Annotated in this window: 22 protein-coding genes; 16 read left to right on the forward strand and 6 right to left on the reverse strand. The window is 60.6% G+C overall.

Features of this window, described 5'->3' with window-relative positions:
• Positions 1 to 42 precede the first annotated feature (42 nt).
• The 4 genes from RMV17_RS26260 to RMV17_RS26275 all read left to right on the forward strand — a co-directional run bounded on the left by RMV17_RS26260 (position 43) and on the right by RMV17_RS26275 (position 3498).
• On the forward strand, positions 43 to 753 hold the full coding sequence (locus RMV17_RS26260; RefSeq protein ID WP_016984101.1) for an ABC transporter ATP-binding protein: 711 nt from the start codon (positions 43 to 45) through the stop codon (positions 751 to 753).
• A 1-nt stretch (position 754) separates the two neighbouring features.
• Complete coding sequence (locus RMV17_RS26265; protein WP_311883680.1) at positions 755 to 2020, forward strand: ABC transporter permease; 1266 nt, start codon at positions 755 to 757, stop codon at positions 2018 to 2020.
• 11 nt (positions 2021 to 2031) lie between these two features.
• Entirely contained in the window at positions 2032 to 2550 is a 519-nt protein-coding gene (locus RMV17_RS26270; protein WP_034153908.1) for a DUF3299 domain-containing protein, read from the forward strand.
• Between the two features lie 249 nt (positions 2551 to 2799).
• On the forward strand, positions 2800 to 3498 hold the full coding sequence (locus RMV17_RS26275) for an OmpW/AlkL family protein (RefSeq protein ID WP_007910962.1): 699 nt from the start codon (positions 2800 to 2802) through the stop codon (positions 3496 to 3498).
• 382 nt (positions 3499 to 3880) lie between these two features.
• On the opposite strand, the gene RMV17_RS26280 is transcribed toward RMV17_RS26275, so the two are convergent.
• Positions 3881 to 4813, reverse strand: coding sequence for an NAD-dependent epimerase/dehydratase family protein (locus RMV17_RS26280; protein WP_311883684.1), 933 nt, complete (start codon positions 4811 to 4813; stop codon positions 3881 to 3883).
• Positions 4806 to 5690, reverse strand: a complete 885-nt coding sequence (locus RMV17_RS26285; protein WP_034155952.1) for a sugar nucleotide-binding protein — start codon at positions 5688 to 5690, stop codon at positions 4806 to 4808. The genes RMV17_RS26280 and RMV17_RS26285 overlap by 8 nt, the downstream gene beginning before the upstream one ends.
• A 325-nt stretch (positions 5691 to 6015) precedes the next feature.
• Between RMV17_RS26285 and RMV17_RS26290 the strand changes: the two genes are divergently transcribed.
• Positions 6016 to 10302 carry a DEAD/DEAH box helicase gene (locus tag RMV17_RS26290; RefSeq protein ID WP_311883687.1) on the forward strand — a complete coding sequence of 1429 codons (4287 nt, stop codon included), beginning with the start codon at positions 6016 to 6018 and terminating at the stop codon, positions 10300 to 10302.
• Positions 10303 to 10472: 170 nt separating this feature from the next.
• On the opposite strand, the gene RMV17_RS26295 is transcribed toward RMV17_RS26290, so the two are convergent.
• Positions 10473 to 12569: a mechanosensitive ion channel family protein gene (locus RMV17_RS26295; RefSeq protein ID WP_311883689.1), complete on the reverse strand. Its 2097-nt coding sequence runs from the start codon at positions 12567 to 12569 to the stop codon at positions 10473 to 10475.
• 346 nt (positions 12570 to 12915) lie between these two features.
• On the opposite strand from RMV17_RS26295, the gene RMV17_RS26300 reads away from it, so the two are divergent.
• The 4 genes from RMV17_RS26300 to RMV17_RS26315 are packed head-to-tail and all read left to right on the forward strand — an operon-like array spanning position 12916 to position 16893.
• The gene (locus RMV17_RS26300; protein ID WP_311883691.1) at positions 12916 to 13842 is read left to right on the forward strand and encodes a DUF72 domain-containing protein; all 927 of its coding nucleotides are present in this window, start codon (positions 12916 to 12918) and stop codon (positions 13840 to 13842) included.
• Positions 13839 to 14636, forward strand: coding sequence for an endonuclease/exonuclease/phosphatase family protein (locus RMV17_RS26305; RefSeq protein WP_095048826.1), 798 nt, complete (start codon positions 13839 to 13841; stop codon positions 14634 to 14636). Before RMV17_RS26300 ends, RMV17_RS26305 begins: the two co-directional genes overlap by 4 nt.
• Complete coding sequence (gene clsB, locus RMV17_RS26310) at positions 14633 to 15907, forward strand: cardiolipin synthase ClsB (protein WP_311883694.1); 1275 nt, start codon at positions 14633 to 14635, stop codon at positions 15905 to 15907. Before RMV17_RS26305 ends, clsB begins: the two co-directional genes overlap by 4 nt.
• A complete protein-coding gene (locus RMV17_RS26315; RefSeq protein ID WP_311883696.1) occupies positions 15904 to 16893 on the forward strand; it encodes a lysylphosphatidylglycerol synthase domain-containing protein in 990 nt (329 codons plus the stop codon). The genes clsB and RMV17_RS26315 overlap by 4 nt, the downstream gene beginning before the upstream one ends.
• Positions 16894 to 16986: 93 nt before the next feature.
• On the opposite strand, the gene RMV17_RS26320 is transcribed toward RMV17_RS26315, so the two are convergent.
• From RMV17_RS26320 to RMV17_RS26330, 3 genes are all read right to left on the reverse strand, one after another.
• Complete coding sequence (locus RMV17_RS26320; protein WP_102901724.1) at positions 16987 to 17742, reverse strand: alpha/beta hydrolase family protein; 756 nt, start codon at positions 17740 to 17742, stop codon at positions 16987 to 16989.
• On the reverse strand, positions 17732 to 18841 hold the full coding sequence (locus RMV17_RS26325) for a DUF3182 family protein (protein ID WP_311883701.1): 1110 nt from the start codon (positions 18839 to 18841) through the stop codon (positions 17732 to 17734). Before RMV17_RS26325 ends, RMV17_RS26320 begins: the two co-directional genes overlap by 11 nt.
• Positions 18842 to 19122: 281 nt before the next feature.
• The gene (locus RMV17_RS26330; protein ID WP_311883704.1) at positions 19123 to 20124 is read right to left on the reverse strand and encodes a GlxA family transcriptional regulator; all 1002 of its coding nucleotides are present in this window, start codon (positions 20122 to 20124) and stop codon (positions 19123 to 19125) included.
• A 101-nt stretch (positions 20125 to 20225) separates the two neighbouring features.
• Here RMV17_RS26330 and RMV17_RS26335 point away from each other — a divergent pair, with 101 nt between their 5' ends.
• The 7 genes from RMV17_RS26335 to RMV17_RS26365 all read left to right on the forward strand — a co-directional run bounded on the left by RMV17_RS26335 (position 20226) and on the right by RMV17_RS26365 (position 25492).
• Positions 20226 to 20780, forward strand: coding sequence for a cysteine hydrolase family protein (locus RMV17_RS26335; RefSeq protein WP_311883706.1), 555 nt, complete (start codon positions 20226 to 20228; stop codon positions 20778 to 20780).
• 145 nt (positions 20781 to 20925) lie between these two features.
• Positions 20926 to 21594 (forward strand): YjfI family protein, encoded by a 669-nt coding sequence (locus RMV17_RS26340; protein WP_034155941.1) that lies wholly within the window; start codon positions 20926 to 20928, stop codon positions 21592 to 21594.
• Positions 21595 to 21611: 17 nt separating this feature from the next.
• A complete protein-coding gene (locus RMV17_RS26345) occupies positions 21612 to 22310 on the forward strand; it encodes a PspA/IM30 family protein (protein WP_016983574.1) in 699 nt (232 codons plus the stop codon).
• Between the two features lie 211 nt (positions 22311 to 22521).
• Positions 22522 to 23172: a DUF2491 family protein gene (locus RMV17_RS26350; RefSeq protein WP_034155940.1), complete on the forward strand. Its 651-nt coding sequence runs from the start codon at positions 22522 to 22524 to the stop codon at positions 23170 to 23172.
• Between the two features lie 15 nt (positions 23173 to 23187).
• A complete protein-coding gene (locus RMV17_RS26355) occupies positions 23188 to 23613 on the forward strand; it encodes a DUF350 domain-containing protein (protein ID WP_016983572.1) in 426 nt (141 codons plus the stop codon).
• Between the two features lie 17 nt (positions 23614 to 23630).
• Complete coding sequence (locus tag RMV17_RS26360; protein ID WP_311883710.1) at positions 23631 to 24332, forward strand: DUF1190 domain-containing protein; 702 nt, start codon at positions 23631 to 23633, stop codon at positions 24330 to 24332.
• Between the two features lie 2 nt (positions 24333 to 24334).
• Positions 24335 to 25492, forward strand: a complete 1158-nt coding sequence (locus tag RMV17_RS26365) for a glutathionylspermidine synthase family protein (protein WP_311883711.1) — start codon at positions 24335 to 24337, stop codon at positions 25490 to 25492.
• Positions 25493 to 25530: the final 38 nt, after the last annotated feature.

Consider the following 25530-nt stretch of genomic DNA (forward strand, 5'->3'; position numbering starts at 1 on the left):
GCTCCCACAGGGGTTATGTGTTCACCTCATGAAACTGGTGCCATGACCCAAGCACTCATCGAACTGTCCGACCTGGGCTTCAACTGGCCCGGTCATCCGCCGCTGCTGGACATCCCGGCGTTTCGTCTGGAAGCCGGCGAAACCCTGTTCCTCAAAGGCCCCAGCGGCAGCGGCAAGACCACCCTGCTCGGCCTGCTCGGCGGCGTGCAGAAACCCGGTCGCGGCAGCATTCGCCTGCTCGGCCAGGAACTCACCGAACTCTCCGCCGGCGCCCGCGACACGTTCCGTGTCGATCACACCGGCTACATCTTCCAGCAGTTCAACCTGCTGCCATTTCTCTCGGTGCGCGAGAATGTCGAGCTGCCCTGTCACTTCTCGAAACTGCGTGCGCAACGGGCGAAACAGCGCCACGGCAGCGTTGATCAAGCCGCCGCGACCCTGCTCGCCCACTTGGGCTTGAAAGATGAAAGCATCCTCAGTCGTCGTGCTGATTCACTGTCGATCGGCCAACAGCAACGGGTTGCCGCCGCACGCGCATTGATTGGTCAGCCTGAGCTGGTGATCGCCGACGAACCAACCTCGGCACTGGATTACGACGCCCGGGAAAACTTCATTCGCCTGCTGTTCGCCGAATGCCGCGAGGCCGGTTCCAGTCTGCTGTTCGTCAGCCACGACCAGAGCTTGGCGCCGCTGTTCGACCGTCACCTGTCCCTGGCCGAACTCAATCGCGCCGCCACGTCTGCCGAGGTCTGAGATGTATCTGTTTCGTCTGGCCATGGCCAGCCTGGCCAACCGCCGCTTCACTGCTTTGCTCACGGCTTTTGCCATCGCCCTCTCGGTGTGCCTGTTGCTCGCCGTTGAACGGGTGCGCACCGAGGCCAAAGCCAGTTTCGCCAGCACCATCAGTGGCACCGACCTGATCGTTGGCGCCCGTTCCGGCTCGGTAAATCTGCTGCTGTACTCGGTGTTCCGTATCGGCAACGCCACCAACAATATCCGCTGGGACAGCTTCGAACACTTCGCCAGCAACCCGAAAGTGAAGTGGGCGATCCCGATGTCCCTCGGCGATTCCCATCGCGGCTACCGAGTGATGGGTACGACCGAAGCCTATTTCGAGCATTACCAGTACGGTCGCCAGCAGCATCTGGAGCTGGCTGACGGTCGCGCGTTCGCGACTGATCCGTTTGAAGTGGTGCTCGGCGCTGAAGTGGCCGATGCGCTGCATTACAAACTCGGCGACCAACTGGTGCTGGCCCACGGCGTGGCGGCGATCAGTCTGGTCAAGCACGACGACAAACCGTTCACCGTGGTCGGTATTCTCAAGCGCACCGGCACGCCGGTCGATCGCACGCTGCACATCAGCCTCGGCGGCATGGAGGCGATTCACATCGACTGGCGCAACGGCGTGCCGGCGCGCGGCAATGGGCGGATCACGGCAGATCAGGCGCGCAACATGGACCTGACGCCGCAAGCGATCACCGCGTTCATGCTCGGCCTCAACAGCAAGATTTCCACGTTTGCGCTGCAACGCGAGATCAACGAATTCCGTGGCGAGCCGATGTTGGCGATCCTGCCGGGCGTGGCCTTGCAGGAGTTGTGGAGCCTGATGAGCACCGCCGAAAAAGCGCTGTTCGTGGTCTCGCTGTTTGTGGTGCTGACCGGATTGATCGGCATGCTCACGGCGATTCTCACCAGCCTTAACGAGCGGCGCCGCGAGATGGCGATTCTACGTTCGGTCGGCGCGCGGCCGTGGCACATCGCGAGTCTGCTGGTGCTCGAGGCGTTTGCACTGGCGCTGACAGGCGTGATTGCCGGGGTGGCATTGCTGTACATCGGCATTGCCGCCGCACAGGGTTATGTGCAGGCCAATTATGGTTTGTATCTGCCGCTGGCGTGGCCGAGCGAGTATGAATGGACGCTGCTCGGTGGCATTCTGGCGGCCGCGCTGCTGATGGGCAGCGTGCCGGCCTGGCGCGCTTATCGCCAATCCCTGGCCGATGGCCTGTCGATCCGTTTATGAGGATGTTCACCATGCCCCGCGCTGCACTCGCGCTGCTGTTGTTGATCGCCCTGCCCGTCTGGGCAGCGGCGCCGAAAGACCTGACGTGGTCGGAAATGATCCCGCCGGACGCCGCGCCGGAAGTGCCGAACATGACCCCGCTGCACGACATGTCGAAGATGAGTGATGCGCTGTCTGCCGAGTCGGCGCCAGCCGCCAAGCAGGACCTGCCGAATGCGCCGGTGGTGCAATCACTCGACGGTCAGAACATTCGTTTGCCGGGCTACATCGTGCCGCTGGAAGTCAATGAAGAGGGACGCACCACCGACTTTTTGCTGGTGCCGTATTTCGGCGCCTGCATTCACGTGCCGCCACCGCCGTCGAACCAGATCGTGCATGTGAAAAGCGAGTTGGGCGTGAAGCTGGATGAGCTGTATCAGCCGTACTGGGTCGAGGGGCCGTTGCAGGTCAAAGCGTCGAGCAGCGAACTGGCGGATGCCGGGTATCAGATGGATGCGGACAAGATTTATGTGTATGAGTTGCCGGAGTAATTCCCGGTAATTTTATGCTGTCTGTAAGGGCCCCATCGCTGGCAAGCCAGCTCCCACAGTGATTGAGTCGTTCACAAATTTTGTGATCACCAACAAAACCTGTGGGAGCTGGCTTGCCAGCGATGGGGCCCGCAAAGCTCCCACAGAAATCTGCCCCTTCACTGTTTCATTGAGCTGAGTCAAAAGACCGTATCAGTTGGCTTCGTACCATAGGGCATCAGACATTTCCAACGTCCTTTCGGAGCCCCCATGAACAAGTCCTTGCTCAGCGCTTCGCTGTTTGCCCTCGCGCTCGCAGCCCCGCTCGCCCACGCCCACGAAGCCGGTGACATTCTCATCCGCGCCGGCGCAATCACCGTCAACCCGAAGGCCGACAGCTCCAGCGTCAAGGTCGATCAGGGTCCGTTGAGCGGCACCAATCTGGGCGGCAAGGCGACCATGAGCAGCGACACCCAACTGGGTCTGAACTTCGCTTACATGCTGACCGATCACGTCGGCCTCGAGTTGCTCGCGGCGACGCCATTCGAGCATGACGTCAAACTCAAGGGCACTGCCCTGCCAGCGGCCAACGGCAAGCTCGGCACCCTGAAACACCTGCCGCCAACCCTCAGCGTCGTCTACTACCCGCTGGACTCGAAGTCGCCGTTCCAGCCGTATGTCGGTGGTGGTATCAACTACACCTGGATCTATGACGAGCACGTCGGCAGCGAAGCCAGCGCCAACGGTTTCAGCAACTTCAAGGCGAAAAACTCCTGGGGTCTGGCCTGGCAGGTCGGCGCAGACTACATGCTGACCGACAACATCATGCTCAACGCCCAAGTGCGTTACATCGACATCGACACTCGCGCCACCGTCGAGAACAACGCCGTTGCGCCGGGCACTCGCGCACGGGTCAACGTCGATGTGGATCCGTTCATCTACATGGTCGGTTTGGGCTATAAGTTCTAAGTCGATTGCCCGAACGTTCACGTGGTGGTGGATGAGGCTTGGTGGTGAGCAGGCATAGAACTGACGGCGACCGTACGCAGTTGATCGGGGGATAACATCCCCTTGCCACAGGAGTAGCGACATATTCCGGCCGTGAAAAAGGCGCCTGTCAAAGGGCGCCTTTTTCATGTCTGCCTGGAATGCGTGGTGAGTTTGAGATCTATCCCCCTCACCCCAGCCCTCTCCCTCAGGGAGAGGGGGAAAGGGAGCCGATTTGGGTATTCTTCAAAACCTGAGTTCGACTCGGTATTTCACGTCGGCGCATTTCTCACAAACGCTACGGTCAGTCCCCTCTCCCTCTGGGAGAGGGCTAGGCGGGCGGCGTTCCGATGAGGGGCTCTTTTCAGGAGCGCCCCAACAACCGCGCCAACCCCACGCTCATCGCCGTCTGCTGCGGCAGCTTGAAGCGCTCCAGCAAGCGAGCGTTGTTGGCCCGCGAATGCCGGATGTCGCCGGAACGCGCCGGCCCATAACTGATCGGCGGCAGTTCACCGACCACCGCTTGCAGCGCTTCAAGCATCTGCTTGAGGCTCATCGACTGATTCCAGCCAACGTTCACCGCACCGACGTCCACCTCAGGCTTTTCGATCCCCTGCACCAGCAGATCGACCAGATCTTCGACGTAGAGGAAATCACGCGTCTGCTCACCGTCGCCAAACACAGTAATCGGCAAGCCTTTCTGCGCGCGTTCGCTGAAGATGCTGATCACCCCGGAATACGGCGAGGACGGATCCTGACGCGGGCCGAAAATGTTGAAGAAGCGGAAAATCACCGGTTCCAGACCATGCTGGCGGCGATAGAAATCGAAATAGTGTTCGCCCGCCAGTTTGTCCGAGGCATAAGGCGTCAACGGAGCCTTGGGCGTGTCTTCATCGATCGAAGCGCCCTCGCCGTTGTTGCCGTACACCGCCGCACTGGAGGCATACAACACACGTTTGACGCCGGCCAGACGCATGGCTTCGCAGACATTCAGTGTGCCGATGAAGTTGCTCTGGTGAGTCTTCACCGGATCGTCCACCGAAGCCTGCACCGACGCCACGGCCGCCAGGTGAGCGACGGCGCTGCAGCCTTGCATGGCCTTGGCCACCAGCGCCGCATCGGCGACATCGCCGACAATCAGCTCAACCTTCGGGTTATCCAGCGGCAGGTTGCTGCGCTTGCCGGTCGACAAATCATCGAGGATGCGCACCGAATGCCCCTTGGCGAGCAAGGCGTCGGTGAGGTGCGAGCCAATGAAGCCGGCTCCGCCGGTGATTAAAACAGTCCCTTCAGCCATGACGGTAGAACCTATCCAGTAAGCCCGGGAGTGCGGCACGCCAAGCGCGCGGCTTGATCCCGAAAGTGTGCAGAATTTTTTTGCAGGCCAGCACGGCGTGTTGCGGCTCCTCGGCAGCGTCCGGTCGCGCGGCGTGGGCCTGGGCGGTCGGTGCTTCGATGGCCAGGGCGTGCAGGCTGCGCGCTTCGGTCAAAATGGCCTGGCCCAGCGCCAGCGGTGTGGTCGCTTCGTGGCCGGCGTAGTGGTAAGTGCCCCACAGTGGCGCGGCACAGTCGAGTTGCTTGAGCACCGAAATGATCACTCGCGCGGCATCGTCGACCGGCGTCGGGTTGCCACGGCGGTCATCCGCCAACAGCAATTCGTCCGGTTGCTCGGCACGAGCGAGGAAACGTCCGAGGGTGCCATCCGGGCTGTCATCGAGCAGCCAGCCGAAACGTAGCAGTACGTGCTGCGGGCAAGTGGCGCGAACGCTTTGCTCGATGCGCCACAACGCTTGACCGCGCAGGCCCAGTGGCACCGGTTCGTCTTTTTCGCTGTACGCCGTGGCACGCGAGCCATCGAACACCCGATAACTGGAGGGCTGCACGAGGACGATGTTGTGGTGCTGGCACAGTTCGGCCAGACGTTCGATGGCGCGTTCCTGCCCGGCCATACGGCTTTCGCTGACAGTTTCGGCCTGGAACCAGTCGAAATAGTAGGCGAGGTTGATCAATGCATCGGGACGGGTGTCGTCGAGCAATTGGGTCAGGCTCGCGGCATCCCAGCCGTTTTCTGGCGGGCGGGGGGCGAGGAAACCGATGTCTTCCTCCGCACCGAGGCGAATCAGCGCCTGCCCAAGGGCATTTCCGCCGCCCAGTAACATAAGGCGCATTCGCATAGAGTCAGCAGGCCCAGTCTGATTGGAACGATGGCTTTAGCGACGGATCTCGTGGAACCGTCGTCCATAATTGCCGGAATCGTTGCATTTTGCGGGTTTAGTGCGCAACCGTCATCCGTAAAGTGTACTTCCCAAGGATTTGTGCTGTTGCTATCTGACCTCATCGCTGGCAAGCCAGCTCCCACAGGGATTGCTGTTGTTCACAGAATATGTAACCGACACTGAACCCTGTGGGAGCTGGCTTGCCAGCGATGAGGCCCTATCAGACAGCCGGGATCCCCAGCGGTACTTGCATCTTCCCATCCGCGCCCGCATAACTTAAGCCATGAATCTGCCCATCCCCACGGACGCGGCCCTGGCAGGCTTTCACCCCGCCGTCAGCGCCTGGTTCAGCAAAACCTTCCCGACGGTCACCGCCGCCCAGGCCCGCGCATGGCCGTTGATCCGCCAGCGCCGTTCGACGCTGATCGCTGCGCCCACCGGCTCGGGCAAAACCCTCACCGCGTTTCTCGCTGTGCTCGACGACCTCGTCCACCGTGGCCTGGAAAATCCCGACGGCCTGCCCGATGAAACGCTTGTGGTCTATGTCTCGCCCCTCAAAGCGCTGTCCAACGACATTCGCATCAATCTGCAAAACCCGCTGACCGGGATTACCGGGCAACTGCGGCAGATGAACCTGCCCGAGCTGCAAATCACCACCGCCGTGCGCACCGGTGACACCCCGCAGAAAGAACGCGCGGCCATGCGCAAATCGGCGCCGCACATTCTGGTGACCACCCCGGAATCGCTTTACGTCCTGCTCGGCTCGGAGTCGGGGCGGAAAATGCTCGGCACCACGCGCACAGTGATCATCGATGAAATCCACGCCATGGCCGCCGGCAAACGCGGCAGTCATCTGGCCCTGAGCCTTGAGCGACTACAGGCGTTATGCAGCGAACCGCTGACCCGCATCGGCCTGTCCGCTACACAAAAACCGGTCGAAGCCGTAGCGCAATTTCTCGTCGGCCACGACCGTCCCTGCGAGATCATCGACATTGGCCACGCCCGGTCACGGGATCTGGGTATCGAAGTGCCGCCCGTGCCGTTGTCGGCAGTCATGGCCAATGATGTCTGGGAGCGGGTCTACGACCGCCTCGCCGAACTCGCCCGCCAGCACCGCACCACGCTGATTTTCGTCAACACCCGGCGCCTCGCCGAACGCCTGAGCCGGCACCTCAGCGAACGCCTCGGCAAGCACGCGGTGGCGGCGCATCACGGCAGTCTGGCCAAGGAGTTTCGCCTCGACGCCGAACAACGCCTCAAGCGCGGCGAACTGCAAGTGTTGATCGCCACCGCCTCGCTGGAACTGGGCATCGACATCGGCGAAGTCGACCTGGTCTGCCAGATTGCTTCGCCGCGCTCCATCGCCGGCTTCTTGCAACGCGTTGGCCGTTCCGGTCACCAGGTCGGCGGTACGCCCAAAGGTCGCCTGTTCGCCACCACCCGTGACGACCTGATCGAATGCGCCGCCTTGCTCGACTGTGTGCGCCGAGGCGAACTCGATACCCTGCACATTCCCGAAGCGCCGCTGGATGTGCTGGCGCAGCAGATCATCGCCGAAGTCAGTTGCCAGGAATGGCCGGAGGACGCCTTGTTGGCGATGTTCCGCCAAGCCTCACCGTATCGCGATCTCGACGAAAGACACTATCAGGCCCTGCTGAGCATGCTCGCCGAAGGCTACAACGGTCGCCAGGGCATCCGCAGCGCCTACCTGCACCGCGACGCCGTCAGCCGCACTTTGCGGGGGCGGCGTGGCGCGAAACTGACCGCCGTGACCAGCGGCGGCACCATTCCCGATAATGCCGATTACAGCGTCATGCTTGAGCCGCAAGGCCTGAACATCGGCAGCGTTAACGAAGACTTCGCGGTGGAGAGCATTGCCGGCGATGTGTTCCAGCTCGGCAACACGTCCTATCGGATTCTGCGCGTGGAAACCGGCAAGGTGCGCGTCGAGGATGCCCACGGCCAGCCGCCGACCATTCCGTTCTGGCTCGGCGAAGCACCGGGGCGCAGCGATGAATTGTCATTCGCTGTCGCACGTCTGCAAGCACAGCTCGACGAGCTACTCGGCGCCAGCCCCGGCGATCTGCAACCGGCACTCGACTGGCTGACGCAAACCCTCGGCCTCAACCGCGCCAGCGCCGAACAACTGGTCGAATACCTCGCCCGCGCCCGGCAAACCCTCGGCGCCCTGCCCTCGCAGGACACGCTGCTGATGGAGCGGTTTTTCGACGAGTCCGGCGGCACGCAATTGATCATCCATTCGCCGTTCGGCAGCCGCATCAATCGCGCCTGGGGTCTGGCCCTGCGCAAGCGGTTCTGCCGCACCTTCAATTTCGAATTGCAGGCTGCCGCCAGTGAAGACGCGATCGTCCTGTCGCTGTCCACCAGCCACAGCTTTGAACTCGACGATATCTGGCGCTACCTGCACAGCAACAGCGCCGAGCACATCCTCATTCAGGCTGTGCTTGATGCGCCGTTGTTCGGCGTGCGCTGGCGCTGGAATGCCGGGGTGGCGCTGGCGTTGCCGCGTTTCACCGGCGGGCGCAAAGTTGCCCCGCAATTGCAGCGGATGAAAAGCGAAGACCTGATCGCCAGCGTGTTTCCCGATCAGATCGCCTGCCTGGAAAACCTCGCCGGCGAGCGGGAAATTCCCGAGCACCCGCTGATCGAGCAGACACTGGACGATTGCCTGCACGAGGCGATGGACAGCGAAGGCTGGCTCAATCTGCTGCGGCGCATGGAGCGTGGTGAGGTGCGTTTGATCAGCCGCGACCTGCCGGCGCCCTCGCCGCTCGCGGCAGAAATTCTCAGCGCGCGGCCGTACACCTTTCTCGACGATGCGCCGCTGGAAGAACGTCGCACCCAAGCGGTGATCAACCGGCGCTGGAGCGATCCGCAATCCACCGATGACCTCGGTGCGCTGGATGCCGACGCGATTACCGCCGTACGTGAACAAGCGTGGCCGACACCGAACACTGTGGATGAAATGCACGAGGCGTTGATGAGCCTGGCGTGCATCAGCGAAGCGGAAGTGCAAGCGAACGAAGGCTGGCGTGCATGGCTGGAAAATCTGGCCAGCAGTGGTCGCGCCTGCCGTCTGCAGATTGATGCCGAGCATTGTTTATGGCTGGCCCGCGAACGCCTGACGTGTCTGCAAGCGCTTTATCCACAGGCCAAATGGCAAGCCGGGCTGGAGGCGCTGCCGGGATTCGATGAGGCCTGGACGTTCGATGAAGCGCTGGTCGAAGTGATCCGCGCACGCCTCGGTGCGTTCGGCCCGTTACCGTTGCCTGCCATCGCCGAACCGCTGGCGTTGCCGGCCGCTCTAGTCAATCAGGCGCTCGCCCAACTGGAGCGCGAAGGGTACGTGCTACGCGGTCAGTTCACGCCCAAGGTCAACGTTGAAGAATGGTGCGAACGGCACTTGCTCGCGCGCATTCATCGCTACACGGTCAAGCGCCTGCGCCGGGAAATCGAACCGGTCGCGCTGCAGGATTTCATGCGGTTTCTGTTCGACTGGCAGCATCTCTCGCCTTCCACACGCGGTCAGGGCAGCACCGTGTTGCCGGCGATTGTCGGCCAGTTCGAAGGCTACGCGGCGGCGGCTTCAGCGTGGGACAGCGACATTCTCCCGGCGCGGCTCAAGGATTATTCGCCGAGCTGGCTGGATGATTTGTGCCGCAACGGCAAACTGGTGTGGACACGCCTGAGCGCCCGGCAAAAGGTCAGCGGCACGGCGTTGCGCAGCACGCCGATCGTGTTGCTGCCGCGCAGCCAGGTCGGTTTGTGGAGTGCGTTGGCCGAGCAGACGCCGGTGAGCGAGCTGTCGCCGAAAACTCAAAAGGTTTTTGAAGCGCTGAGCCAGCACGGCGCGTTGTTTTTCGATGAGCTGATTCATGAAGCGCACCTGCTGCGCACCGAGCTGGAAATCGCTTTGCAGGAACTGGTCGGCGCCGGGCTGGTGAACGCCGACAGCTTCGCCGGCCTGCGCGCGTTGATCACCCCGCCGAGCAAGCGCCAACAACGCAGCAGTCGGCGTGGCCGCGGGGCGTTTGTCGGTGGGATGGATGATGCCGGGCGCTGGGCGTTGTTGCGGCGTGGCGCGGCTGTGGATAACAGCGAGACGCTGGAACATGTCGCGATGACGTTGTTGCGGCGCTATGGCGTGGTGTTCTGGCGTTTGCTGGAGCGTGAGGCGGATTGGTTGCCGAGTTGGCGCGAGTTGCTGCGCACGTTTCATCGGCTGGAAGCACGGGGCGAGATCCGTGGCGGGCGATTTGTCAGTGGGCTGGCGGGCGAGCAGTTTGCCTTGCCGGAGGCTATTCCATTATTGCGCGAAGTGCGGCGACGGCCGCATGACGGCAGTCTGGTCGCGGTGTGCGGGGTGGATCCGCTGAACCTGGCCGGGACGTTGTTGCCGGGGGTAAAAGTGCCGGCGTTGGTGAGCAATCGCTTGGTCTATCGCGATGGTTTGCCGGCGGCGGCGGAGATTGCCGGCAAGCAGCAATTTTGGCTGGAGCTGGATCAGATTGATATGGAGCAGGTGCGCAGCAAATTGATCCGGCATTGAGGGTGACTGTTCTGGCCTCATCGCTGGCAAGTCGAATCGTCGCACCGCAGCTCCCACAGGTTTTTGGGTGATGCTGGGAATAGAAGGCACACCACAAATCACTGTGGGAGCTGCGGTGCGACGATTCGACTTGCCAGCGATGGGGCCAGCACTCACACCAAATCCCGACGTTAAGTCCGCGATTCCTGCGGCACCTCAGTCGCAATCACCTCCCCCTCCTGCGGCGACCGCTTCGGCAACAAAACCTGCTGTGGATAAGTCTGCGCGAAATGCACCACCGGACTGTTATCCACAAGCTTCTTCAAACGCTGGTTGAACGCCCGGCTCACCGCATATTGCCCACCCGAGACCGTGCGGAACTGCGCCGTCAGCACCACACCGTTCAAATCCATCCTGTCCACGCCAAAAACGTCCAGCGGTCCTTGCAGGTTGTACTTGAGAAACGGGTCTTCACGAATCGAATCGCCCGTCTCGCGAATCAACTCGATGGCCTTGTCCACGTCCGTGTCATAGGTGAACTGCACCGAGAAAAACGCATAGGCAAACTGCCGCGATTGGTTGGTCACTGCTTTGATCTGACCAAACGGCACCGAGTGCACAAAACCCTTGCCGTCACGCAGACGCAGGGTACGAATGGTCAGGCCTTCAACCGTGCCGGCATGCCCGGAATCGAGCACCACCCAATCGCCAATCGACAGGGTGTCTTCGATGATGATGAACAGCCCGGTGATCACGTCCTGCACCAGTTGCTGCGAACCGAAACCGATGGCCAGACCGACCACTCCGGCACCGGCCAGCAGCGGTGCGACGTTGATCCCCAGATTGGCCATAGTGGTGATTGCGCAGATCACCACGAGGATGATTTTGATCGCGTTGCGCAGCAGCGGCAGGATGGTTTTCACCCGTGTGCTCGGCTGGCGCGCTGCGCGCTTGCTGAGCGGCGGCTTCAACGCTTCCTGAATCGCCGTGTCGAGCACCACCCACAGCAGCCACGTCACCAGGAAAATCAGGCCGATGCTGCTTAACGCGTTGCTGATGGCTCTTCCGACCGTGCTGCTCTGGGCAAAATCGAGCAGCGACACGCCCCAGATCCGCCCGAGGATATCGATGAAGACGATAGCGATGACGATCCTCAGCAAGGCATGCAACAGGCTGAGAAAACGTTCCTTGTAGGCGCTGCTGCGCTGGATCGCTTCGGCCTTTCGCGACTTGAACAAGTGCTGCAGGATCGTGCTGAGGAACACCGTGCCGATCAGCAACACCGTGGTGAACAGCGCGCAGCGCAGGGCTTTCTGATTGTCCTCGCCGATGCCGATCAGATTGACCGCCGAGACCAGCACCATCAACACGATTGGCCAGTACCACAGCCCCGAGAAAATCCGCAGCGACTCCTGCAACGAGGGTTGTTTCAGACGCTGACTGAGCGAGCGATTGCGGATCAGATGCGCCACCGGGCGGCGCAGGCGGATCACCAGCAAGCCAAAAATGATCGAGGCGATCAGTCCGGTGAACACAGCGATACTGCTGGTGATGTTACCGCCCAGTTGTCGGGCGATCTGTGGGCTGGTCAGCGCATCGCTAAGCGCCGCGAGGAAGCCGATCAGGAACAGCGGCCGCGGGCAATAATCACGAATGATCCGCGCCGCCGGACGTTTATGGCCAACGTTGAACATCACCACCACGCACAGCAACATCGAGGTGGAAAAGATGCCGCTGCTGGTGGCGTAGGCCAGACACAGCGCCAGCGCGCGCCCTACCGAGGCTTGCAGAAAATGGCTGACATACAACGTCAACGGCAGGCAGATCAGCGCCGGCACGGTGTATGGCAGCAAGTAACCAATCAGATCCTGACTACGCTGACGGGTGCGCAACCAGCGACCTTCGCGCAGACGCTTGGCCAACAGACTACCGAGCACGGTCAATAACGCGAAACTGCCGAGCCAGACACCCGACAGCGTGAGGAAGTCCCCGGCAACGCTCCAGCCCGAGCGATTCGACGGTTGATTGACCAGTTTGTCGACTTCATCGGCGGCGCGATCGGCGCGCAGGCGCCAGGCATCGACCAGATGTTCGTTGAGATCGAGTTTGTCCTGGACGTCGTCGATGCTCGAACTGATTGCACCGAGCAGACCGCCCTGCACAATCGGTTCGGGTTTAGCCGCTTCTTCGGTGGTGGCCGGGACGCCCGGCAATGCGGCGGCGTCAATTTCACTGGCGCCGAGAAACAGCAGTGCTCCCAGCAGAATGGCGATCCTGAACTTGAACAAAACTCCGATCTCCCTTGGCTGAACCTGTAAGGAACTGATCGGTAATTGCACAGCAAGTTCAAGAGCACCCTCACCCCAGCCCTCTCCCAGAGGGAGAGGGAGCCGACCGAGTTGCCTGATCTTGTTACACCGACCTGAAAGTCTACAGTCGAACTCAGGCCTTCAAAACCGCGAAGATCAGCTCCCTTCCCCCTCGCCCCCTCTGGGGGAGAGGGTTGGGGTGAGGGGGAGCGCTTTTGATCTTCGCCCTGGACGTGACCGTCCGTAATACCGTCGAAACTTTCCCGGCCCGCCCGCAGTCATCAAAAGATATCGGCAACACGAGGACTTTCAACGGGAGGGCGGCATGGCAACGATTCACATCGGTATTTCCGGCTGGCGCTACGAACCGTGGCGCGGGGACTTCTACCCCAAGGGACTGGCGCAGAAACACGAATTGCAGTTCGCGTCGCGAGCAGTCAACAGCATCGAAATCAATGGATCGTTCTACGCCCTGCAACGGCCCGAACGTTACGCGCAGTGGTACGCCGAAACACCCGACGACTTCGTCTTCAGCGTCAAGGCGCCGCGCTTCATCACCCACATCCGTCGCTTGCGCGAGATCGAAAAACCATTGGCGAATTTCTTCGCTTCGGGAATTCTGGAACTCAAGGAAAAGCTCGGGCCGATCCTTTGGCAATTCCCGCCAAACTTCAAATTCGAGCCTGAGCGCTTCGAACACTTCCTCGCATTATTGCCCCACGACACCGACGCCGCCGCCACCCTCGCCCATCAACACGATTCGCACCTGCACGGCCACGCCAGCATGAAAGCCTGGCGCAAAAAGCCGCTGCGCCATGCCGTGGAAATCCGCAACGAGAGCTTCATCGACCCCGAGTTCGTGCGCTTGTTGAAACGCCACAACACCGCGCTGGTGATCGCCGACACCGCGGACAAATGGCCGTATCGCGAAGACCTCACCAGCGACTTTGTCTACCTGCGTCTGCACGGTGCCGAGGAACTCTACGCCAGCGGCTACACCGCACCGGCACTCAAACGCTGGGCCGAGCGCATTGACGCCTGGCACCACGGCGAGCAACCGAAAGACGCGCACCTGATCGCCCCCCGGCTGAAGCCGCGCGCGCGTAAATCCCGAGAGGTGTTCTGCTATTTCGATAACGACATCAAAGTCCGCGCGCCCTATGACGCCCGCGAGTTGCTGCATCGTTTCGAGCTGGATAAAGACCTCGCCACCACCCCCGGTGAACCTGTTGCCGAAGGGGTACTGCCATGAGCATTCCAGAGCCGGTTGGCTTTACCGATGAAGGCTCCGTGGTCGCGCCGTCAGTGCGCACCTTCACCGTGCTGACGGTCAACACCCACAAGGGTTTCACCGCGCTCAACCGACGTTTCATCCTGCCGGAACTGCGCGAAGCCGTGCGCAGCGTCGCCGCCGATGTGGTGTTTCTGCAGGAAGTCCACGGTACCCACGAACAGCATCCCAAGCGCTACAACAATTGGCCGACGATGCCGCAGTACGAATTCCTCGCCGACAGCCTCTGGCCACAATTCGCCTATGGGCGCAACGCGGTGTACCCGGAGGGCGATCACGGCAACGCACTGCTGTCGAAATTCCAGATCATCCGTCACGACAACCTCGACGTGTCGATCAGCGGCCACGAGAACCGTGGCCTGCTGCATTGCGTGCTGCGTCTGCCCGGTGACGGCACCGAGGTCCATGCGATCTGCGTGCACTTGGGCCTGCGCGAAAGTCATCGCAACGCCCAGCTGGATTTGCTCATGCAACGCTTGGCGGAGTTGCCCGACGACGCACCAGTGATCGTCGCTGGCGATTTCAATGACTGGCGCCAGCGCGCCGATGCCCAACTCAAGCCCTGCGGCCTGCGCGAAGTGTTCGCGGAGCATCAGGGCAAACCGGCGCGCAGTTTTCCCGCGCGCCTGCCGGCGCTGCGCCTTGATCGTATTTACGTGCGCAACCTGAAGGCCAGCCAGCCGAAAGTCCTGGCGAATCGGCCCTGGTCGCACCTTTCCGACCACGTTCCTTTATCGGTAGAGATCGAACTATGAGCAGCGCGCCGCTGGAGAAATCCGCCGTGGAACCGATCGCCATCACCCCGCCGATACGTGAGCCCGGCCACGTTGATGTGGAGTACAGCTGGCAGGGCAACAACCGCGTCGAGTTGCTGGAAAACGGCGAGGAGTATTTCCCGCGAGTGTTCGAGGCGATGCGCGCAGCGAAGAGTGAAATCCTCCTCGAGACCTTTATCGTTTTCGAAGACAAGGTCGGCGCCGAGTTGCAAGAGATTCTGATCGACGCCGCGCGACGAGGCGTGCGCACCACCGTGAGCTTCGACGGCTTCGGTTGCGGCGAATTGAGCACCGGTTATCTCACCGCGCTGAGCGAAGCCGGCGTGCACCTGCAAATCTTCGATCCGGCACCGAAACGCTTGGGCATCCGCACCAACTGGTTCCGCCGTTTGCATCGCAAGATCGTGGTGGTCGACGGGTTGATTGCGTTTATTGGCGGGATCAACTTTTCCGGCGATCACCTGGCCGACTTTGGCCCCGAAGCCAAGCAGGATTACTCGGTGCAAGTCCAGGGCCCGGTGGTCGCTGACATCCACCACTTTGCCCTGCTGCAAAGTGGTCGTCCCGGACGCGCACGCTTCTGGTGGCAGCGTCGGCGCCAGCGCCGTGCGGAAATGGCCTTCAACGATCATGACGGCCAGGTGCGCCTGGTGTTCCGGGATAACGACCAGCACCACTCCGATATTGAAGATGTGTATTTGCAGGTACTGCGCCGTGCCAAACGCCGGGTCGTGATCGCCAACGCCTACTTCTTCCCCGGTTATCGCTTGCTGCGGGAAATCCGTAATGCGGCACGCCGCGGCGTCGAGGTACGCCTGATTCTGCAAGGCCAACCGGACATGCTGGTGGCCAAACTCGCGGCACGCATGACCTACGACTATCTGCTCAAGGCCGGGGTGCAGATTCACGAATATTGCCAGCGACCGCTGCACGGCAAAGTCGCGCTGGTTGACGAAGAATGGAGCACCGTCGGTTCAAGCAATCTCGACCCGCTGAGCCTGTCGCTGAACCTGGAAGCCAATGTGCTGATCCGCGATCGCGCGTTCAATCAGCATCTGTTCGAACGCCTCGAAGACCTCAGCCAGAACCACTGTAAAGCCATGGACGCCAGCAAGTCCCCGCGCGGACGCATCTGGCACATGACCGTGGGGTTTCTGGTGTTTCACTTTCTGCGGCATTTCCCGGCGATGGCCGGATGGTTGCCAGCGCATAAACCCCGGCTTAAGCCGTTTCGAGGTGACCGCTCATGAGCCATTCCGAAGTGCATCCGAGCGGCCATGCGGCGCCAGCCAGCCATTCGAAATGGAGCCGCTGGAAGCGCCCGTTGACCCTGCTTTTTTTCCTCGCGCTGATCGTGTTGCTGACGATGTTCGCCACGCGCATCGAATGGGCCGAGGTGCTGCAAACCCTTGCCGACTTCAAGGTGCGCACGCTGATCATCGCCGCCAGCCTGACCCTGCTGAGCTTTCTGGTTTACGCCAGTTTCGACCTGATCGGCCGCACTTACATTCGCCAGGACCTGACCTGGAAACAGATTCTGCCGGTGGGGATCATCAGCTATGCGTTCAACTTGAATTTGAGCGCGTGGGTCGGTGGCATCGCCATGCGTTATCGGCTGTATTCGCGCCTTGGCGTGAGCAAAAGCAACATCGCCAAGATTCTCGGTTTGAGCCTGGCGACCAACTGGTTCGGCTACATGACCATTGCCGGCGTGGTGTTCAGCAGCGGGCTGGTGAGCATGCCGCCAGGATGGAAAGTCAGCAGCGATGCGTTGCAAGGCATTGGTGTGCTGTTACTGCTGATCAGCGCCGGTTATCTCGCCGCGTGCCAGTTTTCCAAGCGTCGCGAGTGGTCGATTCGCGGGGTGGAAATCAATCTGCCGTCGTTGCGCATGGCGGTCCTGCAACTACTGCTGGGCGCGTTGAACTGGTCGTTGATGGCGGCGGTAATTTTCACTTTGTTGCCGAGCAAGCTCGATTATCCGTTGGTGCTGGGCGTGTTGTTGATCAGTGCGATCGCCGGGGTCATCACGCACATTCCGGCGGGGCTTGGCGTGCTGGAGGCGGTGTTCGTGGCACTGCTGCAACACGAGGCTTCGCGCGGCAGTCTGGTGGCGGGATTGCTGGCATATCGGGCGATTTATTTTCTGTTGCCGTTGTTGATCACGGTGGTGATGTATCTGCTGGTGGAGGCCAAGGCCAAGGCGCTGCGAATAGAGAAGAAACCCAGACATTAGAATCAAGATCAAGAGATCGCAGCCTTCGGCAACTCCTACAGGGAGAATACATTTCAAATGTAGGAGCTGCCGAAGGCTGCGATCTTTTGATCTTCAGGATTGGATAATGCTCAACCGTTCACCCACCACCATCTCGGTAATCCAGTCCACCAGAATCGAGGTGTAAGCCTGCTGTGAAACCGGCTCGCTCAGCGCATGATCGGCGCCATCGATAATCCGGTGTGTCAATGAATGCGTCTGCTGGCACGCCGCGCGGTAACTCATGATCGCTGCATGCGGGACGTAATCGTCGGTTTCCGACTCTACCAGCAACACATCCCCGGTGAATTGCGAACAGGCATGCAGCGCCCGATTGGTGTCCGCGCGCACCAGCGTGCTGCGGTAATCGCGCAAATCGGCCTTGTCCAGCTCACGCTTGGGCGTATGCCATTGCTCGTCGCGATACAGCGCCGGCACCCGCAACGCCAGCCAGCGCACCGGGCGTAGCGAGGTGAGGATCGCAGCCAGGTAACCGCCATAACTGGTGCCGACCACGGCAATCGCCGAGGTGTCGAGCGCCGGATGCGCGAGCAAGCGGTCATACGCCGCGAGCAAATCACGCAGGTTATCTTCACGGGTAACGCGGGTCAGCGGAATCCCGGTGCCGCCGGTATGCCCGCGCAAGTCGAAGGTCAGGCACACACAACCAAGACCGGCGATGCCCTTGGCGCGCTCAAGATCACGTTCCTGACTACCGCCCCAACCGTGCACGAACAACACCCCCGGGACTTTCGATTTGGGACTGAGAAATGTCCCGCTCATCTGTTCATCATCAATGTCGATTTGAATGCTTTCGCTTCTAGCCGTCATAGGATTTGACCGTTACGTATTTGAGGAGAAATTCGCTGTTCTCAGCCGGGCCGCGATATACCTCGATGGCGTCCGCCGGCAGCGGCTGATCGATGTAGGTTTCCACCGAAGACACACGGATCGCGCGCATGTCTGGATCATTAACAAAGCTTTGCAGCGCTGCGACCTCGGCACTGCTGGCACCGCCCATGCGCCACGATTGTTCGAGCACACCGCTGCGGGGTTTGCCATTGCTGTCCAGACCCTGGGCTATATCGTAATTGCGCCGTGAGGCATAGAAGCGCGGATAGGCTTCATTGGCGGCAGCGTCGAAAACCTGCGCCTGCTCAATGGCCAGACGCACATCGTCGGGCAGGTCGAGCTTCAGCAGTTCGTCATACCCACCCTGCACCACCAGCAAATTCGAGCCGCCGTAGACCTCTTCGCCGTGGGCGTCCTTGGTCAAGTATTGATCACCGCAGTAACTCAGCACTTTATCGCCGATGAATGACTGGCCGACGCTGTGGGTGACGACGTCGCTCAAGTCCTGTTCCAGCACCACGCCTTCGCTGAACTGCTTTGCAATGTCAGGGCGGGCAAGGATTTCGTCGAAAGCATCCAGGCTTTTGATCACTTCCTGCCCGCGACCGGCGCAGGCGTGAACTGGCTTCATGCGTATGGGACCGCTGTACAGCAAATGCTCGGCAGCGGGCCGCGCATCCTCCAGCGAGAACACGCTGAGGCCGTCGAGCACCACATTGCGCGTTCGCTCGGAAAACAATGGCGACCAGCCCTGCGGCGCCTGAGCCAGATGACTGCGCAAACCGTGGCTGATGGCTTTGGTGCAGATGAAGTCGTGTTCGACGAAACCGCCCCACAGATCATTGGGGCCCTTGATGCCTAGTTGCTGAGCACTGGCCGTGCCGACAATGGTTTGCGTCGGTAGCAGATACAGATCACGGCCGCGATGTTTGTCCGAATCGTAACTGCCGCCGAATTTGCATCCGAGAATCTGCGCCAGCCATCGTGCCAGCGCCTTGTTGGTCTGTACCTCATGCTGCGGCGCGTCAGGGCGCACCGAGTGAGCGACGACGATTTTCCTGCGGGGTGTCGGGGTCATGCGTCCCCCTTCCATCGGTTCGATGACTGTAGCGATGATAGGTGCAGAGATCAGGCCAACGGCCGCTCTACAAAAATCCTAGTCCAATCAAAAACTTGCCAGAATCGTGCTGGCACCACGCCTGTTTCAATCTGCACGACCGCGCGCCAAACACCGGCAAATTGCACGACCTATAGTCCTATAGAGTTCAATGTGGGAGCGAGCTTGCTCGCGAAGGCGTCGTGTCAGTCGACATCAAACTTACAGCCCCCACCGCTTTCGCGAGCAAGCTCGCTCCCACATTAGGTAATGGATGCTTTCGAGATTGGGATCACACCAAACCGAGCCCGATAATCACTCGGCGCCAGCCCGGTGATCTTCTTGAAGATCCCGCGAAACGCCCCCGGATCCTGATACCCCACCGTCCACGCAATGTGATCGATGGTGCCATTGCTGAACTCGAGCATTTCCCGCGCTTTGCCCACCCGCAAGTGCTGGCAATACTCGGTGGGTTTCAACCCGGTCGCCCCGCGAAACCGGCGCAGAAACGTGCGTTCCTCCAGGCCTGCCCGCTCGGCCATCGCCGTCAGCGAAACATCGGTTGCGCCAGTGCTTTGCAGCCAGTGCTGAACCTTGAGAATCGGCGCGTCGCCATGGCTCAGAATCGGCGCAAAATTACTCCCGCACTCACTCGCGCTGTCACTGTGCTCGATCACCAGGAATCGCGCAGTGGCGGTGGCGATGCTCGGCCCGAGCAGTCGGTTGACCAGGCGCAAACCCAGCTCCGACCACGCCATCAATCCGGCAGTGGTGATCAGGTCGCCGTCATCGACAATCGGGGTATCGGCCTTGAGTCTGATCTTCGGATAACGCTCGGCAAAGGCCTTGGCCGAAGTCCAGTGAGTGGTAGCGCTACGGCCATCGAGCAAACCGCTTTCAGCCAACAACAGCGAGCCTACGCAAACCCCGCCCAACGTAGCACCGCGGGCATGCTGATCGCGTAACCACTGCGTCAGACTGGCAGGCATTTGCGCCGCCGAAAAGCCGCCGATCGAGGGTGGAATCAGCACCGCCAGCAAAGCGCTATCGTCACCTGGATGACTGGTGTAGATCCGCGTTGGCGGCTGCTCACCGTCAACCTGCCAATGACTCACTCGCAGTACCGGCAGTTGCGCGGCCTGATGTTCGGCGGCAATCCGGTTGGCCACCGCAAACAGATCGGTCAGACCATGCACCGCTGCCATCTGCGCACCGGGATAGATCAGCACGCCCAGCTCAGCGATGGCGGCCCTTTCTGCGCCCATTGTCAGTTTTCCCCTGTCTATTGTCGGTGCGGCCAATCCTCGAAGCGCTGATCAGCGCCAATACTGAAGCCACTTCCAGCCAATCCATCGAGGACACACCCATGGCCAAGCAAGCGCTCATCGTAGTCGATATCCAGAACGACTACTTCCCCCAAGGCAAGTGGCCGCTGGCCGGTGCCGACGCGGCTGCCGACAACGCCGCCCGGCTGATCGCCGCGTTCCGCGAGGCCGGCGATTCGGTAATACACATTCGCCACGAATTCACCTCAGCCGACGCGCCGTTTTTCACCCCGGGTTCCGAGGGCGCCAAGTTGCACTCGAAAGTGCTCAACCGCGCCGATGAGCCGGTGGTGCTCAAGCACTTCGTCAACTCGTTCCGCGAAACCGAACTGCAAGCGATCCTCGACGAGCAAGGCATCAAGGAACTGATGGTGGTCGGCAGCATGAGCCACATGTGCGTTGACGGTATTACCCGTGCGGCGGCGGATCTGGGTTACGCCGTCACGGTGATTCACGATGCCTGCGCCAGCCGTGATCTGGAATTCAATGGCATGACGGTGCCGGCCGCTCACGTCCATGCGGCCTTCATGTCGGCGCTGGGGTTCGCCTACGCCAGCGTGGTGTCCACTGACGAATTCCTCGCCGCTCAACGTTGAGTAACATTCTGCAAAAACACCAGGCCCGCCTTGCAGCGGGCCTTTTTACACCTGTCACAAAAATCTCACGCGTGAGCCATTGATGGCACTTTGAATTGGTTGTAGTGTGGCTCACGCGTGAGATGTTCATAACCGAGCCATTGCCATGAAAAGCCGTTCCCCCACCGCGAAATCAGAGAGCCCCAAGGGAGAGCGTGCGAAAGCGTCCACGAAAAAACCATCGAGCTTCTATATGAAGCAGATGCGCGCGGGCCTGGCCGCTGCCGGTTATGTGAAACACGAAACTTGGGTGCTTCCCGAAAACCGAAGCTTGCTCAAGCAAATGGAGCAACAGCTACGCCAACCGATTCTGGCTGGCTCTTTCATGTCGGAGAATTACATGAGCGCAGGCAACAACTGGACCATCGATAGCCTCTTCAATGCCCTCAAGGCCCTGGACGAGGTGGCTTCGCAAGAGATCACGCTGTCGCTGATCCAGAGCTCCGAACCCAGCATCAAGCTGGAAATGAACGAATTCGGCGGTCTGCCGATTCACATCGCCCTGGCTGGCCAGCAGATCATCGTCGACACCGTGCTGGTGGACATCGACTCGATCTCGAACGTAGCGGCCTTCAACGACGCCGTATTGCGCAGCCGGGAAATGTTCCCGCTGTCGTCGATCGGTATCGAGTCGATGCCGAACGGGCAGACCGTTTACAACATGTTTGGCGCCCTCAGCGCCGACTCGAGCCTGACCAACGTGGTGACCGAGGTGAAAACCCTGGTCGACAACGTGCAGCGCGCGAGTGAAGCCTTCGAACACTTCTTCAAGTAATCAACAGGGAATATCCAATGACTCAGTCCATCTGGAGCAAGTTGTTCACCGCGCTGCGCGGCGGCGCCAATGAAGTCGGCGAAGCAATTGCCGACCAACAGGCCCTGCGCATCCTCGACCAGGAAATCCGCGATGCCGACAGCGCGCTGTCGAACGCTCGTCGCGAACTGGTCACTATCATGGCCAAGCACAAACTGGCTGCCGACCGCGTGAGCGAGTACGACGCCAAGATCAAGGATCTGGAAGCCAAAGCCGTCTCGGCGCTGAACGCCGGCCGCGAAGACCTGGCACTGGAAGTGGCCGAAGCGATTTCGACCCTGACCAACGAACTGGATGTTGAGAAAAAGCAGAGCGACGAATTCGGCACCTACGCCGAAAACATGCGCAAAGACATCAGCAAGGCCGAGTCGCGTATCAAGAGCCTGCGCCAGCAAGTGGACATGGCCAAGGCCCGTGAAAGCGTGCAGAAAGCCCAGGTCAGCGCCTCCATCGCCAGCGGTGGCGCCAATGGCAAACTGGAAACCGCCGTCGGCACTTTGAACCGTCTGCAAGCCAAGCAGCAGCAGCGCGCGGCTGAACTCAGCGCTGCGGACGAGCTGGCCGACGCTTCGACCGGCAACGATCTGGAACGCAAACTGCGCGACGCCGGCATCACGCCGAACGAAGGCAGCGCCAATGCGATTCTCGAGCGTCTGAAGCAAAAGTCCTCGCAGTAACGCAGGGCAAAAAACCTGTGGGAGCGAGCCTGCTCGCGAAAGCGTCGTATCAGTCGATATCAATATTGACTGATATGCCCTCTTCGCGAGCAAGCTCGCTCCCACATGGTTTGCGGCGTAAAAATCCTTCTGCTCGTTCACCGGTTCGCCCGGTACACTAGCGACGCTTTTTCGCCGACGAACACTTCCACCCGCTTCAAGGAACGTACCCATGGGATGGTTTAAAGACTTGCTGGGCACCAGCAACTGGCAGACCGCTGCGCCAACACCGACCGTTGCCAGTGGCCCACTCGGCATGGCGCAAGGCAAGGCCGTCCGGTTCGATACAACCCTGGCGCTGCTGCTCGATGGTTCGACCACCGTGCGGGTGCCCTTCGATCAGGCGATCTGGAGCCATGGCTGGGTCGACCTCGGCCAGTCCAACAAACTGCACCGCTATTACATGAATGACGAGGATTTCTGGTTGCAGATCCACGTCACCGGTGAAGACCAGATTGAATCGGTCACCCTGTTCAACTACCTCAGTTACGTGACGGTCAACAGTGACGCCGAACTGCAGCGCCTGGCCGGCCCCAACAGCCAGATCGGCTTACCCGGTTACAACCACGGCGGTGTCGAATACACCCGCGAGTGGGGCACCGAACAAGGCCAGACCGAACTCGTACCGATGACCGAACAAGTGGTCAATCCGGACGAGAGCTACACCATCGAACATCACTCAATGCTTTATGCACGCGAGACCGGCCTGACCGATCGCCGCGAATTGCTGCTGTTCTCCGTCGAACAGGATGAAGAAGGCACCGTCAGCCTGAGCACCTCGCTGGGCATCTCGCTGTACACGACAGATCTGAGCACCATTTAAAAAAGGAAGTTTTTCATGCTGGAAGTGCTGGCCGTTTCCCTGAACAAAACCGCACTGGTCGGTTTCGTCGTCTACCTCATCGGCGCCGTACTGCTGTTCATGCTGTTTCAATTCGTCTACACGCGCATCACCCCGCACAAGGAATTCGAGCTGATTCGCTCCGGCAACGTTGCCGCTGCCATCGCCCTGGCCGGCGCGATCATCGGCTTCGCGATTCCAGCCAGTAACGTAATTGCGTTTTCGGTCAATGTCCTCGACTTCGTGCTCTGGGCCGTGATTGCCGCCGTCGTGCAACTGCTCGCGTTTCTCGCCACGGGCCTGGTGCTCAAAGGTACGTCCCAGCGCATCGCCAACGGTGAAATAGCCTCCGGCATCTACGTTGCTGCGGTCGCAATCAGCGTCGGCATGCTCAATGCCGCGTGCATGACACCGTCCAACTGACCGGCAGGAAGCCTTAGATGAAACGCAGCAAATACGTTCAGTTGTCTCTCGCCGCCTCGGTGGCCATGGCCATCTCCGGCCAGGCGACAGCCGCGGATCAACCACGCAATTTCCAGAATGTGGAACAGTGTGTCGACGCCGAAGTGGCCGCCGATGTCTGCTCCAACGCCTACGTCGCCGCCCTGACCGAACACCGGCGCATCGCCCCGGCGTATGACGACAAGGCCAAGTGCGACGCGGATTTTGCCGCTGACTGGTGCCAGAAGAACTCCGACGGCCGCTTCGTGCCGAAACTCGGCGGTTTCAAAGTGCCGCAGGAAGGTGCGCCGGCGCAAAGCCTTGATGCCATCGCCAATGCCCAAATGCCCGCCGGTAATGCTACGGCGCAGAATGTGCAAAGCACTTCGCACGTCTCCAGCGGTGGTGGCGGCGGCGGTGGCGGAAATGGCTGGCTGACCGGCTGGCTGATCGGCAATGCGATGAGCAACAACGCCGAACGCACGGTTTACCGCGATCGCGAAACGCGCCAGCCATACAACACCTCGACGCAGTACCGCAGAGCCGACACCACGACGCGCAGCCAAACGGATTACGAAAGCAGCAAAAGCAAACCGGTCAACGTGGCTTCTTCGACGTCACGCGGCGGCTTCGGCAGCCAATCCAGCGCCCGTAGCGGTTGGGGTGGCTGGGGCAGCAGTTCCGGTCGTTCGAGCAGCTGACAATGAAGAAGATCCTATGCGTCGAGCGGCCTGACTGGAAACAGACTGCCGAGAGCCTCGGCTTCATGTTCCACACCATCGACGACGAGCCGTACTGGGACGAAAGCGCGTACTACCAGTTCACGCTCGCGCAGATCGAAAACGATCTTGAGGACCCGACCACCGAACTGCACGAGATGTGCATGGACCTGGTCGACCGCGTGGTCAACAGCGAAGAACTGCTGGATCGCCTGAGCATCCCGCCGGCGTACTACGACATGATCCGCACCTCCTGGCGGGAAGGTCATCCGCATCTGTACGGGCGCATGGACTTTTCCTACAGCGGTAACGGCCCGGCGAAACTGCTGGAGCTCAACTACGACACGCCGACCAGCCTTTACGAAGCAGCGGCGTTTCAATGGGGCTGGCTGGAACAATGCATCGAGCGTGGCACGCTGCCGCGCCATGCCGACCAGTTCAACAGCATCGACACCCAGTTGCACCAGGCCTTCGCCGAATTGCAGCTGAAGCGGCCGTTCTACTTTGCCTCGATGAAAGACTCGGTCGAGGACAAGGGCACCACGGATTACCTGCGACTGATCGCGGAAAAAGTCGGCATCGAATCGCGGCATATCGATATCGAAGACATCGGTTTGACCGCTGAGGGGCGTTTCGTCGACCTGGAAGATCGCTGGATCCCCCACCTGTTCAAACTGCATGCCTGGGAATTCATCTTCCACGAACCATTCGGCGCTGCGATTGCCGAGAGCGATACGCAGTTTTTCGAACCGGCGTGGAAGGCGATCCTGTCGAACAAGGGTGCGCTGCCGTTGCTGTGGGAACTGCATAAGGGCCACCCGAATCTGCTCGCGGCGCATCTTGATCCGAATCCGGCCAGCGCGGTGCCCAAGGGCTGGGTACGCAAGCCGTACTTTTCCCGCGAAGGCGCCAACATTGAGCTGCAAACGGCTGACGGTCTGATCGTCAAAGAGGACGGGCCCTACACCGATGCGCCATTTATCCTGCAGGAATTTGCGCCACTGCCGAAGTTTGGTGAGAGTTACACGCTGATTGGTTCGTGGGTGATTGGCGATCAGGCAGCGGGGATTGGTGTACGGGAAGACAACAGCCTGATCACCAAAGATTCCAGCCGCTTTCTGCCGCACCTGATCCTTGACTGAAACACAAATTTCCATGTGGGAGCTGGCTTGCCAGCGAT

The organism is Pseudomonas sp. VD-NE ins (assembly GCF_031882575.1).
Classification (GTDB): domain Bacteria; phylum Pseudomonadota; class Gammaproteobacteria; order Pseudomonadales; family Pseudomonadaceae; genus Aquipseudomonas; species Aquipseudomonas fluorescens_BZ.

Excerpts from the sequence above, each read along its gene's own strand:
- RMV17_RS26305 (WP_095048826.1), top strand. The coding sequence starts at position 13,839 with ATGAGCATTCCAGAGCCGGTTGGCTTTACCGATGAAGGCTCCGTGGTC.
- RMV17_RS26325 (WP_311883701.1), bottom strand. The coding sequence starts at position 18,841 with ATGACCCCGACACCCCGCAGGAAAATCGTCGTCGCTCACTCGGTGCGC.
- RMV17_RS26350 (WP_034155940.1), top strand. The coding sequence starts at position 22,522 with ATGGGATGGTTTAAAGACTTGCTGGGCACCAGCAACTGGCAGACCGCT.
- RMV17_RS26280 (WP_311883684.1), bottom strand. The coding sequence starts at position 4,813 with ATGGCTGAAGGGACTGTTTTAATCACCGGCGGAGCCGGCTTCATTGGC.
- RMV17_RS26290 (WP_311883687.1), top strand. The coding sequence starts at position 6,016 with ATGAATCTGCCCATCCCCACGGACGCGGCCCTGGCAGGCTTTCACCCC.
- RMV17_RS26270 (WP_034153908.1), top strand. The coding sequence starts at position 2,032 with ATGCCCCGCGCTGCACTCGCGCTGCTGTTGTTGATCGCCCTGCCCGTC.
- RMV17_RS26300 (WP_311883691.1), top strand. The coding sequence starts at position 12,916 with ATGGCAACGATTCACATCGGTATTTCCGGCTGGCGCTACGAACCGTGG.
- RMV17_RS26330 (WP_311883704.1), bottom strand. The coding sequence starts at position 20,124 with ATGGGCGCAGAAAGGGCCGCCATCGCTGAGCTGGGCGTGCTGATCTAT.
- RMV17_RS26275 (WP_007910962.1), top strand. The coding sequence starts at position 2,800 with ATGAACAAGTCCTTGCTCAGCGCTTCGCTGTTTGCCCTCGCGCTCGCA.
- RMV17_RS26320 (WP_102901724.1), bottom strand. The coding sequence starts at position 17,742 with ATGACGGCTAGAAGCGAAAGCATTCAAATCGACATTGATGATGAACAG.
- RMV17_RS26340 (WP_034155941.1), top strand. The coding sequence starts at position 20,926 with ATGAAAAGCCGTTCCCCCACCGCGAAATCAGAGAGCCCCAAGGGAGAG.
- RMV17_RS26360 (WP_311883710.1), top strand. The coding sequence starts at position 23,631 with ATGAAACGCAGCAAATACGTTCAGTTGTCTCTCGCCGCCTCGGTGGCC.
- clsB (WP_311883694.1), top strand. The coding sequence starts at position 14,633 with ATGAGCAGCGCGCCGCTGGAGAAATCCGCCGTGGAACCGATCGCCATC.
- RMV17_RS26315 (WP_311883696.1), top strand. The coding sequence starts at position 15,904 with ATGAGCCATTCCGAAGTGCATCCGAGCGGCCATGCGGCGCCAGCCAGC.
- RMV17_RS26260 (WP_016984101.1), top strand. The coding sequence starts at position 43 with ATGACCCAAGCACTCATCGAACTGTCCGACCTGGGCTTCAACTGGCCC.
- RMV17_RS26365 (WP_311883711.1), top strand. The coding sequence starts at position 24,335 with ATGAAGAAGATCCTATGCGTCGAGCGGCCTGACTGGAAACAGACTGCC.
- RMV17_RS26355 (WP_016983572.1), top strand. The coding sequence starts at position 23,188 with ATGCTGGAAGTGCTGGCCGTTTCCCTGAACAAAACCGCACTGGTCGGT.
- RMV17_RS26345 (WP_016983574.1), top strand. The coding sequence starts at position 21,612 with ATGACTCAGTCCATCTGGAGCAAGTTGTTCACCGCGCTGCGCGGCGGC.
- RMV17_RS26265 (WP_311883680.1), top strand. The coding sequence starts at position 755 with ATGTATCTGTTTCGTCTGGCCATGGCCAGCCTGGCCAACCGCCGCTTC.
- RMV17_RS26335 (WP_311883706.1), top strand. The coding sequence starts at position 20,226 with ATGGCCAAGCAAGCGCTCATCGTAGTCGATATCCAGAACGACTACTTC.
- RMV17_RS26285 (WP_034155952.1), bottom strand. The coding sequence starts at position 5,690 with ATGCGAATGCGCCTTATGTTACTGGGCGGCGGAAATGCCCTTGGGCAG.